The organism is Erythrobacter sp. S259 (genome assembly GCF_057364965.1).
Genome location: NZ_CP200286.1, coordinates 1,774,763 through 1,790,295, shown reverse-complemented (window position 1 = coordinate 1,790,295; position 15,533 = coordinate 1,774,763). Strand labels below are relative to the sequence as shown.

Genomic DNA, 15,533 nt, shown 5'->3' with positions numbered 1-15,533 from the left:
CAATTGAAGTCGCTACCGACCATCGCAACAGGGTTCGCATTCAGCCTTTGTGCCGCGTCTTGTGCCGCACCCGCCCAACAGGCTTCAACCTTGCGTATTTCTCCAGAGCAAGCTGTCTTCAACGCCGCGCAGTCGGAGGAGGGCACCAGGGGCGTTTTTGAAATGGTCGTGCGTGAGACCGGACGGCAAAATGGCCGATTGTTTCTCAATTCACATGAAGACTACCGCGACCCGCGAAACCTGACGGTTGCGCTTACCCCCGCGGTCGAGCGTGCTCTTTCTGCGCGACTTGGCGGGCCGGTAGTGGGCACTCTTTCAAGCAAAGCTATCGCGGTTCGCGGGACAGCCAAGAAAACCAAGATCTGGTTTTTCGCCGATGGTCAGCGCTCTGAAAAATACTACTATCAAACCCAGATTGCTCTCCAATCTGCAGACGATCTGACAGTGGCTGGCGAGACCGCTTTTTAGTACCACTCCAATGTGTCCGCAGTGATCACATCGCCGAAATCCCGCCATCCAGCTTGATCTCAGCGCCGGTCATAAAGCGGCTTTCATCGCTCGCGAGATAAACCACGGCATTGGCGATATCATTGGGTTCGCCGACGAACTTCAGCGGGATCTGCCGCGCGAGTTTGTCCATCAGCACGGCTTTGTCGAGCTGCGCTGATTTGGCTGTCCCATCCAAGATCGGCGTATCCACGAAGGTCGGGTGCACCGAATTACAACGGATCTGCATGTTCTTTTTCGCACAGTGAAGGGCGATGGATTTGGATAGCATCCACACCGCCGATTTGGACGCATTGTAAGCTGGCATGGTGTCGCTCGCGATCAGGCCTGCGATGCTGGAGATGTTCACGATCGAGCCCGGCGCATGCTCGCGCATCAGGGGCAGGGCCTTTTGACAGCCGTGGAAAATGCTATCGACATTGACCGAAAAGCACCGCTGCCAATCGCCAAAATCGCACTCTTCGATATTGCCGGGAACGCCGATGCCAGCGTTGTTGACGAGCACATTGAGGCCGCCCATCTGGTCGCGCGCTGCGTCCACCGCAGCTTCCCACGCGGCGGGGTCGGTGACGTCGTGCTGAATGCTAAACGCAGTGCCAGCGCCCATTTCGGCGTTGACGATTTCGGCCGTTTCCGCAGCACCTTCGCCGTTGATATCGGTCGCAAGGACGCGCGCGCCCTCTTGTGCCAAACGGATGCAATGCGCTCGGCCAAGGCCCTGTGCGCCGCCGGTGACGAGGGCCAATTTGCCTTCGCAGCGTTTAGTCATGTGAATTCTCTCCCAATTATTCTGACCCCAGATATTCTGGTGTCATTAGCATCGCTATGCGCACGTCCACGCCGTGGCCCGCCTCGCGCCATTCGGCCACGAAATCAGGCAGTTCGCTCAAAGCGACGCGGTGTACGGTGATATTCTCACCTTGTAATCCGCCGCCCTCACTGACTTTTGTTAGGCCAGTCGCTCGCAACAGGGTAAAGCATTCGGAGACCATGCCGGGGGATGAGTAAAACTCGCCCAGCACTTCCATCCTCTCGGCTTTGTAGCCGGTTTCTTCCTCGAGCTCACGTGAGGCAGCGTCAGAGGCAAGCTCGTCTTCGCCGCCGTCATCGTCTCCGACTAACCCAGCGGGAATTTCGAGGCAGAAACGGCCCAGAGGCACGCGGTACTGGCTGACCAGGATCACATGGCGTGTGCCGTCGGTATCCTCGTCAATTGCGATGATGGCAGCGGCTCTGATGCCGCGAGAGCGCCCGACATATTCCCACCGGCCGCGCGTTTTGGCGACGATGAACTTGCCCTCCCACCGAGTTTGCTCTGGCAGGTCGGCATCTGCGTTTTTGGTGTAATTGGAATGGCTCATATGAGCGAGAGGCTTAGACCTCAATCAAGCGATCCGGCAACTCGTTTTCGTCATTGTCTCCGCGAGGGAAGTGCTCGGCGAGGACAAAGCCAACATCGCGCACGCCTGCGGCCATGCCCTCGGCAACCTGACCTTCGCGGATGCGCACGATCATGTCGCCCATGGCCTCGCCCCAGACTTCTGCGTTTACCTTCTCAGCAATGCTGTCATCCGCGACGATTTCAGCGCGGTGTTCGCGCATCGAGAGGTAGATGAGCACGCCAGTTGCGCCCGCGGTGCGGCGTTCTGCGCCGACTTTGAAGTGCTTGATCGCCTGTTCATGAGCCCGCGCGGCTTTGACGGGGCTGGGAATGAGGAAGAACTTCAAGGGCTGCCATTGCTGCGCGCCCAATGCTATGAGAAACGTCAGCAGGCCCAGACCGATGGTCATGCTCGCCAGCTCACCCGTGGTCCATTCATGGCTCCACCCGCCAATCAGAGCATCCCAAAGATCAAGGAACGGGGCGGGGATAAAGGCAAAAAGGCTCATCGCGGTAAAGCTGAGGCCTAAGGCCCACCATAGCGCCACATCGGTATAGCCATCGGAGCGATCCGCCAAAACAGTCACGATTTCGCCAGACGTGGTGAGCTCCGCCTCCTTAACAGCCGCAGAGACAATTTTGTGTTGGGCTTCGTTCAAATAGGCCATGTTTCACCAGCCTCCTGAGGCGCCGCCGCCCCCAAATGAGCCGCCACCACCGGAGAAACCGCCGCCAAAACCGCCGCCTCCGCCCCAGCCGGAGCCGCCACCACCGCCGCCGCTCATAGCGCCGCGCGCGATAGCTGAACCGATTTCCCAAAGGATAATGTTGCCAACCGCGCCGCCGAAACCGTCGTCGTCATCATCGTCGTCATATTTGTCGCGTTTGCCGCGTCGTTTGTTCCAGGGGCCCTTACCCTTCGAGCGGTATTTGCGCCTTCTGCGGCTTCCCCGGACAATGGGGAGCACGAAGAAGAAGAACATGAAGCCGATCCAGATGAGAAAGCCGAAGGGGAAGCCTCCGTCGCTTGAGCGTGTCTCGGTCGCTTCTTGGGCCACTCGCGCAGCTTCATCGGGTGGGAGCACCAATTGCGCAATGATCGCGTCGGTTCCTGCCACGATCCCGCCGGGCATATCTTCATCGCGAAAGCGCGGCAGAATTTCGTTCTGGATGATGACCGAGGATAGCGCATCGGTGAGGTAGCCTTCGAGGCCATAGCCAGCTTCGATCCTAACGCGGCGCTCTTCCGGCGCGACCAGAAGGATCGCACCATCATTGCGCTCCGCGTCGCCAATCCCCCATTCGCGGCCGAGCTGATAGGTAAATGTCTGTTCGTCATACCCTTGCAGATCAGGAACTGTGACGACCACCAACTGCCGCTGAGACTGGGTCTCCAGCGCCTCAAGCTTGGCGGTCAACTGCGCCTCTACATCGGCAGGGATGATGTCAGCTGTGTCTACAACGCGCCCGGTAAGCGCCGGGAACTCCGGCTGGGCGTATACGGGCGATGCGATGAGAGCGGCCAGAGCGGCAAAGAGGAGCGCGAGATGCTTCATGCAGCTTTCTTCTGTTCGTAGGGTGTGACTTCATCGATGAGGCGATCGACACCTGCGTCCACCCCGGCTTCGAAGTTGCTATTTCTGAAACTTGGAAAAATAGCCTCGCGGATGATCTGCCCAGCTTCCTCATCCTTGACGCTGTCTTCAAGCCCGTAACCAACCTCGATGCGCACTCGGCGCTCGTTTGGCGCAATCAAGAGCAACAAGCCGTCGTTCCGCTCGGCGCTTCCAAGGCCCCACGTTTTCGCAAGATTGAGGGAGTAATCCTCAATCGAGTAGCCATTCAGGTTGGGGGTGGTTGCCACCACAAGTTGCACAAGCGTCCTTTCTTCAAGCTCTTCAAGTTTATCGGCGAGGGCGGTCTCAAAACCGGGAGACAGAATGTCCGCCGCGTCCACAACGCGCCCCGTCAATTCGAGCGCCGGGGCAGAAGCGCGTTCGTTCTGGTTGGTTGGGTCGCTTTCAGCTTTCGTCGAGCAGCCGACAAGGGCCAGCGCGGCAATACCGATGAGCGCCCCTCCAATACGCATGCTTAGTCCGAAGTCAGATCAAGCGTTGGCGCTGCTTCTGCGCCCTCGGTCACAGCGCTATACGGCGCGAGAGGTTCTGCGCCGTGGATGATGTTTGCACCAATTGTGTCAGGGAAGGTGCGGATCGTCGTGTTATATTTGCGGACCGCTTCGTTGTAATCGCGAAGAGCAACGGCGATCCGGTTTTCTGTCCCTTCCAACTGGCTTTGCAGCGCAAGGAAGTTCTGGTTCGATTGGATCGTCGGATAGGCTTCAAAGCTTGCGAGCAAACGCCCGAGCCCTTGACCCAATTGACCTTGGGCAGCGGCAAATTCTTCCATCTTCGCTGTGTCGCCAAGGTCATCGGCGGTCACATTGATTGAGGTTGCCCGCGCGCGCGCTTCGGTCACTTCGGTAAGGATACCGCGCTCGTTCTCCGCCGCCCCTTGAGCGACTTCGGCAAGGTTCGGGATGAGGTTGGCGCGGCGTTGGAACTGCGCTTCTACATCGGCCCATTTGGCTTTGGCTTCTTCCTCAGCTGTGGGGACCGAGTTGATGCCGCACGCAGCCAGAGTCAATGAGACGGCAGCGACAACAATGCCCTTTGCGATCCTGGGGCCGAAATTGCGAAGATTCATGGATTTCCTCCTTAAGGCTGCGTGAGTTGATCCCCCAATCGCAGCGAAAACCGTGTGTGTTGCCGATATAGGGCACCGCACCCTGCGATTCAAGGCGTGCAAAGCTATGTATCGCACGCTTGGCAAGAGCGTTTTGAGCTGTAAGAAGCGTTTCAAACAACAACAAAATTGGGGATCACTATGCTAAACGAATTCAAGGAATTTATCGCCAAAGGCAATGTTATGGAGCTGGCCGTCGCGGTTATTATCGCAGGCGCCTTTGGCACTATCGTTGCATCGCTTACCGGTGATGTCATTATGCCTGTTGTCGGTTATGTCTTTGGCGGCGCCGATTTCTCCTCGCAGTTTATCCTGCTTTCCGCACCAGAAGGCTATGAGGGCTCGATGACCGACTATGCCGCTTTGAAAGAAGCAGGCGCAGCAATGATCGGTTACGGCGCGTTGATCACAACGATCATCAACTTCATCATCCTTGCTTTCATCATCTTCCTGTTGGTTCGCTATGCCAACAAAATCAAAGAGGCGAGCGAGAAGAAAGATGCCGAAGCAGCAGCCGAAGAGCCAGCGGGTCCAAGCGAAATCGACTTGCTAATCGAAATCCGCGACGCGCTTAAGAAGTAACGCTTCATATCCCCCTCCCGCGAGCGGGAGTGGATTAGTCACTTCACATTAAGCGGGCGGGGCCTATATAGGTCCTGCCCGTTTTTTGCGGGCTATGGCGATAAATTGCTGCGTGCAATAGGTACAACGGACCCGGGGGCAGTACCCGGCGGCTCCACCATAAGCTGCTCTTTTTGAGCCACTTTTGACGGGGCCGAACTAGGATCGACGTGGACTGAAAAGCGTAGTTTTTGCCCGGGCTGAAAACCCCGTAAAACTGTTCACAACTCATAAGTGCAAACGATAACGAAGCACTCGCAATCGCAGCGTAATCTGACGGCCTAACGGCCTGATCTTACAAAGCTAAAGCGCGGTTGGACCCACCGGGCAACAGAAGCGGATTCCGGGGCTCCGGGGGTAGCTAGCAACAGAAACCCCCACTTAACGCCGGAGAATTTTTGAATACGATTGCCTGATAAAGCTGACCTTATGCAAGGTCGGCAATTGAGATTGAGCCGTGAGGGAGGATTTCCTGAGCGGTATTCTGTATATCGAATTCAAAGAAAGTTCAAAAATTGACCGATAAATCAATTCGTCCGCTTAAGCGGGCTGACCTCAAACGTGTCGCATATCTAGTTGATGTCAACGAGATGTTTCCCTCGGAAATGCTACCCGAGATGACTTCAGGACATTTCGCCGGAGATGCGTTTGCACACCGGTGGATCGTAAGCGACAATGGCCAGGTTAACGCGGCGGCATACTATGTTCCTGAGCCACTTACCGATGGCACTTGGAATGTGATGATGATTGCCGTCGATCCAGCCGTACAGGGCCAGAATCTTGGATCGCAATTGATGCGATTTATCGAAAGGGAACTTGGCCGCGAAGGCGTGCGCATCCTCTTGGTTGAGACGTCGGGTACTGCCGATTTCAAGCGCACAAGAGGGTTTTACGACATGCTTGGTTACGAGCGAGAAGCCTGCATTCGCGGGTATTATGGTGAGGGTGATGACAAAGTCATCTTCCGGAAAGTTCTTTAATCTGGAATCGTCGGGGCGCGGCCTAGTTCTGCGCCCCGCTCCCTTGGTAATTTGCCAATTGCGCCCTCGTTTCCTCGAGCTCTTTCTTCGCCTTAAGCGAATCCAAAATCGCCGCGCCGCCCATCATGACTGCGCAGCATGCCGCCAGAAACAGCGCTTCGCCCCAATAGGGCGGGAAGGTTTCAAGGTAGACCAGACCGCGGTTCGTTGCACCCAGCGCCAGAGCATAGATAATCGCGAACGCTTCAAAGCGGTTCTTGATTATAAAAAGTCGCCCGATCTTGCGCAGCATACTGACTCCTTGGTCCGTGAGTATCAGAGCAAACAGCGTGCCAACTACGGCTTACTGCGGCTTTGAAAGGTTAACGCTGACACAAGTGTAAACGCTTCCGACGATTCCTTGCAAACGCGTTAACCCTATTCCTTGCAAAGCTAGGCAAGCGCTTGAAGTTCCAATGCTTCGAGCAGAGCAAGGCGTGCGGCGACCACAGATTGGGCGAGCGCTTCGCTGCCCAAATCCGTTGGATCAATCTGCTCGGGCCAATGGGCTGCGATAACACTCTCCATCATATCGGCCTTTGCCTGATCGAGCAGAAAGCGCGGGTCGACGGTCGCAGGATCGCACACCACGCGCAGGCGCAGGCATGCAGGCCCTCCGCCATTGGCCATGCTTTGGCGCACATCGACGGGCACGACTTCGCGGATGGGGCCATTAGAGGCCATCATCTCTTCGCAATAAGCCCAAACGCTTGGCGACTCGCGGCACTCTTCGGGGACGATCAGGTTCATTGTGCCACCGGGCAGGGTGATGAGCTGAGCGTTGAAAAGATAGGTGCGGATCGCCTCCTCGATTGAAACGGCGCTGGAGGGGACTTCCACCACTTCCAAAGCGGGGAATTTGGCGCGGATGGCGTCGTAAGCGCCTTGCTGATCGGCGAAGGCCTCTTGGTGGGTGAAGAGCACGCGTTCATTCACCACGCTCACCACGTCATTGTGGAACGCGCCGGCTTCGATGGCGGCGGGGTTTTGTTCGATGAAGACGCATTTCTCCGGGTCCAAACCGTGGGAACGCGCGACAAGGCGGCTTGCCTGTTCGTGCTGGCGTGCGGGGAAATTGCCGCCCGGTCTGCCATAGACGAATAGCTCCACACCCGGTGCCCCGTGGCCTTCACAAAAACGCCCGTGATTGGCCGCACCTTCATCGCCAAAAGTTGGCGGGACGGCGTCGTGGACTGTGAAGTGCGCTTTGTCGCCGAACGCAATGTCCAATTGCGCCTTGGTGTCTTCCCATTCCTGCGCGCGGTGGAGCATGGTGATGAGGTTCGCAGGCGTCAGGTGGCATTTGCCATCAGCAGTGTCCGGGGCAGGGGACACTGTGGCTGCATTGGCAGTCCACATGCTGGAGGCGGACCACGGCGCTGCGCGCAGGGCTGGGGCCTCGCTCCCATCAAGGTTAAGCGCGTCGTATAAAGCGCAATTGGGACGCGGCAGCGGCAGCAAGAACCCTTGCACCCCCAGCGCGCCCAAATTGCGGCGCATCTTCGCCATGCCTTGGAGCGCGGCGGCGCGTGGGTAGGATGGATCACCCTTGTGGCTGGCGCTTGCAATATTGCCCAGGCTGAGCCCCGCGTAGTTGTGGCTGGGCCCCACGATCCCGTCGAAATTGATTTCTGTAATCATGACCTCGGGCTTTAAATGAGCATTAGGACAAGTCTACTATTAAGGCGCGCGATGGATTTGAGAACATTCGCCTGCACCGCGCTTTCAAAGCGTTTTATGTCTCCGCCCGAGGCCAAGATGGCGGATGTGGCGGAGTATGCCGATTGGCGCGATGCGTCATTGACGGCAAGCTGGCGGCATTTTTCCGACGATGAGATTGCAGGCAAAGATGTGCTCGATTTCGGATGCGGGGCGGGGCAGCTCAGCTTCTTTCTTGCCGCCAAAGGCTTAGCGAAATCTGTCACCGGCGTTGATATCGACACCGCCGCTCTGGCCCGGGCCGAGGCGACACTTGCCAAACATCCTGAATTTTCAGAGACTTTGCGCTTTGTCGAAGGATCCGTAGAAGGGCTCCCTTTGCCTGATGAGAGCGTTGATCTCATCACCGCCTTTGATTGCCTTGAGCATGTGATGGACCCGGCCAGCATCCTTGCCGATTGGAACCGCGTGCTGCGCCCCGGTGGCCGCGTTTTGATCGAATGGTTCCCATTTAAAGGGCCATGGGGCCCGCATATGGAGGCGCTTGTCCCGCTTCCATGGGCGCATGTGATCTTTGGCGAGAAGGCGATGTTCCGCGCAGCCGAGGCGATTTACGACGATCCGGCATTTGTGCCGCGCCATTGGGATTTGAACCCCGATGGCAGCAAAAAGGCTAACAAATGGGCGCAGTGGTCAAGCTTTGCCGAGCAGGGTTATGTCAATGGGCTCGATATTGCCGATTTTCGTAGCATGGTGCGCAAGGTTGGGCTTACGATTGATCGGCTGGATAAGTCCGGTTTCGGTCATGCCGGCGCGAAGAAAGCCATTGGCGATACGCTTATGGCTCTGCCGATTTTGGGCGAATATGCGACCAGCTACACGGTGATTATTCTCGAAAAACCAAAGAGCTGAACGGGGCTAGCGCGGCACGCTCCAGACTGTGTCGCCTTTGCTTACATCCAAGGTATCGGCGGAGGCCGCATCGATCGCAATCCCGCCGTCTTGATCAAGAACCCTTGCACCGTAACAGCTGCGGAAGTCGGAAAGCGTCCCGGTGGCCAGAATGGTGCGTTCGCCTTCTTCAAGGTCCATAGATGTAACGCGCGCCTCAACGCTGTTTTGAACGCTCACCACATTGTCGGTGCGCGCCGTCATGCTGGGCCCGCCGTCAAAAATATCGACATAGCCCTCGTACGCGAAGCCTTCGTTTTCGAGCATGCGCATGGCGGCTCTGCCAGACAGGTGAGGGACGCCGATCACTTTGCGCGCCTCTTGGTCGAGCATGGCGACATAAACCGGGTGTTTGGGCATCAAATCCGCGATAAACTGGTTGCCATTGATCGCGTTGAAATAGTCCGCTTCGTTAAAGCTCATCCCGAAAAAGCGGCCCGCGACGTTATCCCAGAAGGGGCTATCGCCGCGCTCATCAATGATCCCGCGAAGTTCGGCGAGAATACGGTCGGCAAAGCGCTTTCGGTGCATGGCGATAAACAGATACCGGCTGCGTGCGAGCAAGAGGCCGTGGCCGCCTGCGCGCTCATTGGGATGAAGGAAAAGCCCGCCGACTTCGCTTGATCCTTCAAGATCGGTGACCAGGTTGAGCATCTCGGTGCGCACCGTGCGGTCGAGTTCTTGGCTGTACTGCGTCAAAGTGTTGAGGCGGTAGGAATAGAACGGCCATTGCTGTCCCACCATGGTCATAAGCTGGCACGTCCCGCGCACCGCGCCCGATTTCGGGTCTTCCAGCACCAGCACAAACTGCTCATCCACAAGCTCATCGCCAGTGTTCTCAAACGCGGCGGTCGCTCGCTCAAGCTTTGAGGTCAGGGCCTTGCGATCAGCGGGCAGATTGGTAAAGCCGCCCCCTGTAAGCTTTGCCATTTGGTAAAGCTGTTCCAGATCGCAAAGGCGCGCGGCCCGCAGTCGAAAGCTCAAGAAAGTGCCCCTTCATCCAATCTCTGGATCACCCGTGCTGACAGCGCGGCCCTCTCAGCCAAGCTGTCTGTGATCAAGAATTCCTGCGGCGAGTGAATTGACCCTCCGCGCACGCCCATGGTGTCCACCACTGGAATACCGCAAGCGGCAATATTGTTGCCATCGCACACGCCGCCTGTCGACTTCCATTTGATATCCTGCCCGAGTTCCGCGCCGCATGTCCGAACGAGGTCGAAGAGCTTCTGCGCCTGTTCATCCACCGGCTTTGGCGGACGGGTAACGCCGCCATGGGTGTGGGTGGAGACCTCGTGCTGGCTCTCAATCGCAGCGGTCAGTGCTTTGAGATCACGCGCAAATTTCTCCGCTGCCTCGGTTCTTTGAGGGCGGATATTGAAACGCAAGACGGCATGGTCGGGCACGACATTATTGGCGCTGCCGCCTTCGATTTTGGCCGGGTTTACGGAAATGTCGGGTGAATGCAGCGCCTTTAACCGCACCGCCAGATCGGCAGCTGCAACGACAGCATTGCGCCCATCATCAGGGTTGCGGCCAGCATGAGCGGATTGGCCGGTGATGGTAACGGAGTAATTCCCACTTCCCCCACGCGCATGGGCAAGGGTGCCATCGGGAAGGGCGGCGGGTTCGTATGTCAGCGCTGCCAATTTCCCGCGTGCAAGCTCTGCGATGAGTTCATCGCTGGCAAGCGAGCCTGTTTCCTCATCAGAATTGAGCAGAACGTCATAGCCAAGCGAGCCTGCGCCAGCGCCTTTCTCAAACGCCATCAGCGCATGAAGCATCACCGCAATCCCGCCCTTCATATCGGCAACGCCGGGCCCTCCCAAAACACCCTCTTCAAGCCAAGTCAGCCCCTGAAATGCGTGGTCCTTGGGAAAGACAGTATCCATATGGCCGGTGAGCAAAATGCGGCGATTGGCTGTGGGGCGTACGCGAAGGACGAAATGTTGGCCGTGCTGTTTGGCGAACTCATGGCCGTCCGCATCCACCGCTGTTACTGGTACTGGGTCAACCCGCTCAATCTCACCGGGCAGGACGGAAAACGCGTCGGCGAGCACATCCAATTGGCGCGCGAGGCCTTCCAAATTGGCGGTGCCGGTGTTGATGCTGCACCAGTCTTGCACTTGGGCGAGCATAGCATCGGCATCAACGTCTGCGGTTGTGGTTGGTTTCATAGGAAACCACCTCTAACGGCCACTTCTGAACTATCAAGGCCCGCTTGACGCAACGTCACGATTGCATTGTCCATGCAGCTTAGCCATATGGACACCGTCCTCCTCCCCAGGAGCCAATTCGATGGTATCTGAGGACACACATGCACAATTACACCCTCCGCGCTGGCCTATCTGTATATGCACCGCTGGCTGAGCTGCTCGAAGCTCAAGTTCTCGCGCCGCTTGGCCGTGATGTGGATGCCTTTTGGCAGGGCTTTGCAGACCTTCTCGCTTCCTATGCGCCGCGCAGTAAAGAGCTGCTGGCGAAACGCGATGACTTGCAGGCCAAGATCGACGCCTATCACTCAGACCGCGCTGGCAAGCCGCATGACGCAGCCGAGTATGAGGCGTTCCTGCGTGAGATTGGTTATCTTGTTCCAGAGCCTGCGGATTTCCAGATCGGCACTCAGAACGTCGATGCGGAAATCGCCACCATGGCGGGGCCGCAGCTTGTGGTGCCAATCCTCAATGCGCGTTTTCTCCTGAACGCTGCCAATGCGCGTTGGGGTTCGCTCTATGATGCGTTTTACGGGACTGACGCGCTGGATGCTCCAGCGGCTCGCCCTGGTGGCTATGACGAGGAACGCGGAGCAGCAGTGATCGCGCGCGGGCGGCAATTCCTTGACCAAGCTGTGCCTCTTGCAAAAGGAAGCTGGGCCGATCTCACGGATGTCAACAAAGGCATCGCGATTGCTGATGTAAGCCAATATGTAGGCGAAACCGAGAAAGGGCGTTTGTTCGTCAATAATGGCCTGCACATTGAAGTTGTGTTCGACGGCGAACACCCTGTGGGCCGCGGCGATAAAATCCATATCGCGGATATCAATCTTGAAGCCGCTCTCACAACCATCGCCGATTGTGAAGATTCCGTGGCAGCAGTGGACGGCGAAGACAAGCTGCTCGCCTACACCAATTGGCTTGGCATTATTCGCGGCGATTTGCAGGAGAGCTTTGACAAGGGTGGGCGCACGCAAACCCGTGAGTTGAACGGCAATAAGGCCTATAGGAATGGTGCGGGCGAGGAATACGCGCTTTCGGGCCGCTCCCTTATGTTTGTCCGCAATGTCGGGCATCTAATGACCAACCCCGCAATCCTGCTGGCCGATGAGAGCGAGATCCCCGAGGGCATAATGGACGCGGTCTTCACCAGCGCGATCAGCACTTTGGATGTCGAAGGCCACGCGAAATATGGCAATTCAAAACACGGCAGCATCTACATCGTAAAGCCCAAGATGCACGGGCCAGAGGAATGCGCCTTCACCAACGATCTGTTCGATGCAGTCGAAGACCTGCTGGGCCTCAAGCGCCACACGATCAAGGTCGGCGTCATGGACGAAGAACGCCGCACCTCTGCAAACCTTGGCGCTTGTATTGAGGCGGTGAAGGACCGGATCGTTTTCATCAACACAGGCTTCCTCGACCGCACAGGCGATGAAATCCACACCTCGATGCGAGCAGGTCCCATGATGCGCAAAGGCGAGATGAAGGGGTCGGCTTGGCTCGGTTCTTATGAGGCGCGCAATGTCGCGATTGGCCTCAAACACGGCCTCTCAGGCAAGGCGCAAATCGGCAAAGGCATGTGGGCAGCACCTGACCTTATGGGTCAGATGATGGCCGAGAAAATCGGCCACCTTCGCGCAGGGGCCAACACCGCATGGGTCCCATCGCCGACCGCTGCAACGCTCCACGCGCTGCATTATCACGCCGAGAACGTGTTCGATATTCAGAAAGACCTGCCCGAGCCTGTTGGGCTAGATGCCCTGCTGTCGATCCCGCTTGCACAGGGCACCAATTGGTCGGATGAAGAGCTCACCCAAGAGCTCGACAACAATTGCCAAGGCTTGCTTGGTTACGTGGTGCGCTGGGTCGATGCAGGCGTGGGCTGTTCCAAGGTTCCCGACATCAATGATGTGGGGTTGATGGAGGACCGCGCAACGCTTCGCATCTCCTCACAACACCTTGCGAACTGGCTGCTCCACGGCGTGGTGAGCGAGGCGCAGATCATGGACAGCCTTACCCGCATGGCCGCCAAAGTCGATCCGCAGAATGCGAATGATCCCACCTATGTGCCGCTCATCGGCAATGAGGATGCGCCCGCATTCCGAGCCGCCAAGGACCTAATTTTCAAGGGCGTAGAGCAACCCTCCGGCTACACCGAGCCGCTGCTCCATGAGTGGCGCCAAAAGGCGAAGACGCGCAAATAGGCGGGGTAAACCAATTCTCCGCCCGTTACGGTCGGGGTGTATGAGGACGGTCTGACGCTCTCCGTCGCGCCGCCGCTCAAATATGGCTGCCGCGACCTGTTTCTGCCGTTATCCAAAATGACCGTAGAACCTGCGCAGTAGGATATGCTCAGCAACGAGTATGGCATCCGCAGGGAAGGGGTGGAGGACATCGAAATACTGATGTTCTCGAACCCTTTAGAGTGGGCCGCAGAGCGCTCCTAGATCCTCAAACTGATGCTTGAGCGCGCGGAATTGGTTCGCAGCATGGAAAGCGCTTGATGACCAAGGGAAAGCTCTATTTCTCCCTCGCGGCGCATTCTGCCTGCCTACTCATCGCGCTTGGCCCATTGGCACCGCTTCTGGGCATCGGATGAACGCTTAGCCGCCAATCGTCTTTGCGACGCTCACAAATTCTTCGACGCTCACTGTCTCAGCTCGGCGTGTGGGGTCGATGCCTACTGTCGCAATAGCATCCAGAGCCCCAGGCACACCTTTCAGGCTCTGACGCAGCATTTTGCGGCGTTGGCCAAAGGCGGATTCGGTGAGGCGCTCTAGGGTTTTTGCCGAGACGCCCTCTGGCGCTTCGCCCGGTGTCACATGGACGATGGCGCTCATCACTTTGGGGGGCGGGGTGAAAGCGCTGCGGTGGACTTTCATCGCAAGGGCGGCTCGGCTGCGCCACTGAGCGAGAACGGAGAGGCGGCCATAGGCACTGGTGCCTGCTTTCGCGACGATCCGCTCGGCGACCTCGCGTTGGAACATGAGGGTGAGCGATTGCCATTGGGGCGGCCAATCTTCTCCGGTAAGCCAACGGACAAATAATGCGGTGCCGACATTGTAGGGGAGGTTCGAGAGCACGTGGAAGGGCTTGCCTTGCATCACCTCACTATGGTCGAGCTTCATTGCATCGCCTTGGACAACGGTAAGCTGGCCGGGGAAGGCGTCGCTCAGTTCTTCCAAAGCGGGGAGGCATCGCGCGTCCATTTCGATGGCGGTGACTTTCGCACCTGCGCGAAGGAGCGCACGGGTCAAGCCGCCGGGGCCGGGGCCCACCTCAAGGACATTCGCGCCCGACAAATCACCCGGTAGCGCGGCGATCCGGTCCAGCAATTGTTCGTCGAGCAAAAAGTTCTGCCCCAGAGCCTTGCTCGCTGACAGGTTATGGCGCGCGATGGTCTCGCGGATGGGGGGTAGGCCGGTCATCAGCCGCCCGCCCGCGCTTTGCTCATCGCGCTTGCCATATGGATTGCTGCGATCATAGCGCCCGCATCTGCTGTGCCTCTCCCAGCGATATCAAAAGCGGTGCCGTGGTCGGGCGAGGTGCGGATAATCGGCAGACCGAGCGTCACATTGACACCTTGGTCAAACTCAATCGCCTTGATCGGGATGAGCGCTTGGTCGTGATACATGCAAAGCGCAGCATCGTAATTGGGCCGCATCAATGGGGTGAAAAGAGCATCGCCGGGCACAGGCCCAAACGCATTAATACCCCTGGCCTTGAGCGCTTCGATAGCAGGCTCAATCGCGCGGGCTTCTTCGCTACCAAACTGACCGTTCTCGCCCGAGTGCGGATTGAGCCCGGATACCGCCAAGCGAGGAGACGCGATGCCGAAGTTGCGGCGCAATGCCGCATCAACAATTGTCGCCTTGTGCTCGATCAGCTCAGGCGAAATCAGGCGCGGCACCTCGGCAAGCGCGACGTGCACCGTCAGCGGCACTGTGCGAAGGCTTGGCCCTGCCAGCATCATCACCGCATCCTCAGGCGCGAGCCCGCAAACGTTGGCGAGAAATTCGGTCTGTCCCGGAAAATCGAAGCCCACTTTGCCAAGCTGCGATTTGCTCACTGGCGCAGTCACAACTGCGCTGGCCTTCTCTAGCAAAACGCAGCGCACTGCCTCTGCCAGTGAATGAAGTGCGAGCGCTGCACCCGCGTCATCGGGGTTGCCCGGTGTGTAGGCCGCGTCTGCCCCGGCCAGAACAGGCACACCATGCGCGAACGCGCCGGCCGCCTCGGCTGGCTGCGCTATGGTGATGATTTTGTGGTCTGACCCTTGAGCCTTCCCGCATCCGTGCAGCACATCCACCCCGCCAGCCACGAAAAAAGGGGCAGCCGTATCTTTCATCCGGCTGTAGGCGCTAAAAATGACCTCCGGACCGATGCCGGCTGGATCGCCCAAAGAAACGGCAAGCGGTAAATCGGACACCGCGATGC

The 15,533-nt window shown here is 57.9% G+C and carries 17 protein-coding genes and 1 other RNA gene; 6 read left to right on the top strand and 12 right to left on the bottom strand.

Annotated elements, in window-relative coordinates; translation table 11 throughout:
• The first annotated feature begins 90 nt into the window (after window positions 1–90).
• A complete protein-coding gene (locus AC0V60_RS08640) occupies window positions 91–468 on the top strand; it encodes a hypothetical protein (RefSeq protein ID WP_486178071.1) in 378 nt (125 codons plus the stop codon).
• Window positions 469–493: 25 nt separating this feature from the next.
• Here the strand turns inward: AC0V60_RS08640 and AC0V60_RS08635 are convergent, their stop codons facing one another.
• Genes AC0V60_RS08635 through AC0V60_RS08610 form a run of 6 tightly spaced genes read right to left on the bottom strand, consistent with a single transcriptional unit; the run spans window position 494 to window position 4,594 of the window.
• A complete protein-coding gene (locus tag AC0V60_RS08635; protein ID WP_486178070.1) occupies window positions 494–1,276 on the bottom strand; it encodes an SDR family oxidoreductase in 783 nt (260 codons plus the stop codon).
• A 16-nt stretch (window positions 1,277–1,292) separates the two neighbouring features.
• Window positions 1,293–1,868 (bottom strand): NUDIX hydrolase, encoded by a 576-nt coding sequence (locus AC0V60_RS08630; protein WP_486178069.1) that lies wholly within the window; start codon window positions 1,866–1,868, stop codon window positions 1,293–1,295.
• A 13-nt stretch (window positions 1,869–1,881) separates the two neighbouring features.
• Window positions 1,882–2,556: a TPM domain-containing protein gene (locus AC0V60_RS08625; RefSeq protein WP_486178068.1), complete on the bottom strand. Its 675-nt coding sequence runs from the start codon at window positions 2,554–2,556 to the stop codon at window positions 1,882–1,884.
• Window positions 2,557–2,559: 3 nt separating this feature from the next.
• Window positions 2,560–3,444, bottom strand: a complete 885-nt coding sequence (locus AC0V60_RS08620) for a TPM domain-containing protein (RefSeq protein WP_486178067.1) — start codon at window positions 3,442–3,444, stop codon at window positions 2,560–2,562.
• The gene (locus tag AC0V60_RS08615) at window positions 3,441–3,977 is read right to left on the bottom strand and encodes a TPM domain-containing protein (RefSeq protein WP_486178066.1); all 537 of its coding nucleotides are present in this window, start codon (window positions 3,975–3,977) and stop codon (window positions 3,441–3,443) included. Before AC0V60_RS08615 ends, AC0V60_RS08620 begins: the two co-directional genes overlap by 4 nt.
• A gap of 2 nt (window positions 3,978–3,979) precedes the next feature.
• Complete coding sequence (locus tag AC0V60_RS08610; protein ID WP_486178065.1) at window positions 3,980–4,594, bottom strand: LemA family protein; 615 nt, start codon at window positions 4,592–4,594, stop codon at window positions 3,980–3,982.
• A 180-nt stretch (window positions 4,595–4,774) separates the two neighbouring features.
• On the opposite strand from AC0V60_RS08610, the gene mscL reads away from it, so the two are divergent.
• From mscL to AC0V60_RS08595, 3 genes are all read left to right on the top strand, one after another.
• Window positions 4,775–5,215 carry a large conductance mechanosensitive channel protein MscL gene (gene mscL / locus AC0V60_RS08605; RefSeq protein ID WP_486178064.1) on the top strand — a complete coding sequence of 147 codons (441 nt, stop codon included), beginning with the start codon at window positions 4,775–4,777 and terminating at the stop codon, window positions 5,213–5,215.
• 38 nt (window positions 5,216–5,253) lie between these two features.
• Window positions 5,254–5,599: a transfer-messenger RNA gene (ssrA, locus tag AC0V60_RS08600) on the top strand.
• A 170-nt stretch (window positions 5,600–5,769) separates the two neighbouring features.
• Entirely contained in the window at window positions 5,770–6,234 is a 465-nt protein-coding gene (locus AC0V60_RS08595; protein WP_486178063.1) for a GNAT family N-acetyltransferase, read from the top strand.
• Window positions 6,235–6,256: 22 nt separating this feature from the next.
• On the opposite strand, the gene AC0V60_RS08590 is transcribed toward AC0V60_RS08595, so the two are convergent.
• Together AC0V60_RS08590 and AC0V60_RS08585 are read right to left on the bottom strand one after the other, a co-directional pair.
• Window positions 6,257–6,526, bottom strand: coding sequence for a hypothetical protein (locus AC0V60_RS08590; RefSeq protein WP_486178062.1), 270 nt, complete (start codon window positions 6,524–6,526; stop codon window positions 6,257–6,259).
• A gap of 140 nt (window positions 6,527–6,666) precedes the next feature.
• Window positions 6,667–7,914 (bottom strand): N-succinylarginine dihydrolase, encoded by a 1,248-nt coding sequence (locus tag AC0V60_RS08585; RefSeq protein WP_486178061.1) that lies wholly within the window; start codon window positions 7,912–7,914, stop codon window positions 6,667–6,669.
• A gap of 51 nt (window positions 7,915–7,965) precedes the next feature.
• Between AC0V60_RS08585 and AC0V60_RS08580 the strand changes: the two genes are divergently transcribed.
• Window positions 7,966–8,844 carry a class I SAM-dependent methyltransferase gene (locus AC0V60_RS08580; protein ID WP_486178060.1) on the top strand — a complete coding sequence of 293 codons (879 nt, stop codon included), beginning with the start codon at window positions 7,966–7,968 and terminating at the stop codon, window positions 8,842–8,844.
• A gap of 6 nt (window positions 8,845–8,850) precedes the next feature.
• Here the strand turns inward: AC0V60_RS08580 and AC0V60_RS08575 are convergent, their stop codons facing one another.
• On the bottom strand, window positions 8,851–9,867 hold the full coding sequence (locus tag AC0V60_RS08575) for an arginine N-succinyltransferase (RefSeq protein WP_486178059.1): 1,017 nt from the start codon (window positions 9,865–9,867) through the stop codon (window positions 8,851–8,853).
• Window positions 9,864–11,057, bottom strand: a complete 1,194-nt coding sequence (locus AC0V60_RS08570; protein WP_486178058.1) for a hydrolase — start codon at window positions 11,055–11,057, stop codon at window positions 9,864–9,866. Before AC0V60_RS08570 ends, AC0V60_RS08575 begins: the two co-directional genes overlap by 4 nt.
• 140 nt (window positions 11,058–11,197) lie before the next feature.
• On the opposite strand from AC0V60_RS08570, the gene AC0V60_RS08565 reads away from it, so the two are divergent.
• Window positions 11,198–13,300: a malate synthase G gene (locus AC0V60_RS08565; RefSeq protein ID WP_486178057.1), complete on the top strand. Its 2,103-nt coding sequence runs from the start codon at window positions 11,198–11,200 to the stop codon at window positions 13,298–13,300.
• A gap of 399 nt (window positions 13,301–13,699) precedes the next feature.
• Here AC0V60_RS08565 and rsmA read toward each other — a convergent pair whose 3' ends face one another.
• Window positions 13,700–14,524, bottom strand: a complete 825-nt coding sequence (gene rsmA / locus AC0V60_RS08560; protein ID WP_486178056.1) for a 16S rRNA (adenine(1518)-N(6)/adenine(1519)-N(6))-dimethyltransferase RsmA — start codon at window positions 14,522–14,524, stop codon at window positions 13,700–13,702.
• Window positions 14,524–15,525, bottom strand: a complete 1,002-nt coding sequence (pdxA, locus tag AC0V60_RS08555) for a 4-hydroxythreonine-4-phosphate dehydrogenase PdxA (RefSeq protein ID WP_486178055.1) — start codon at window positions 15,523–15,525, stop codon at window positions 14,524–14,526. Before pdxA ends, rsmA begins: the two co-directional genes overlap by 1 nt.
• Between the last annotated feature and the right edge of the window lie 8 nt (window positions 15,526–15,533).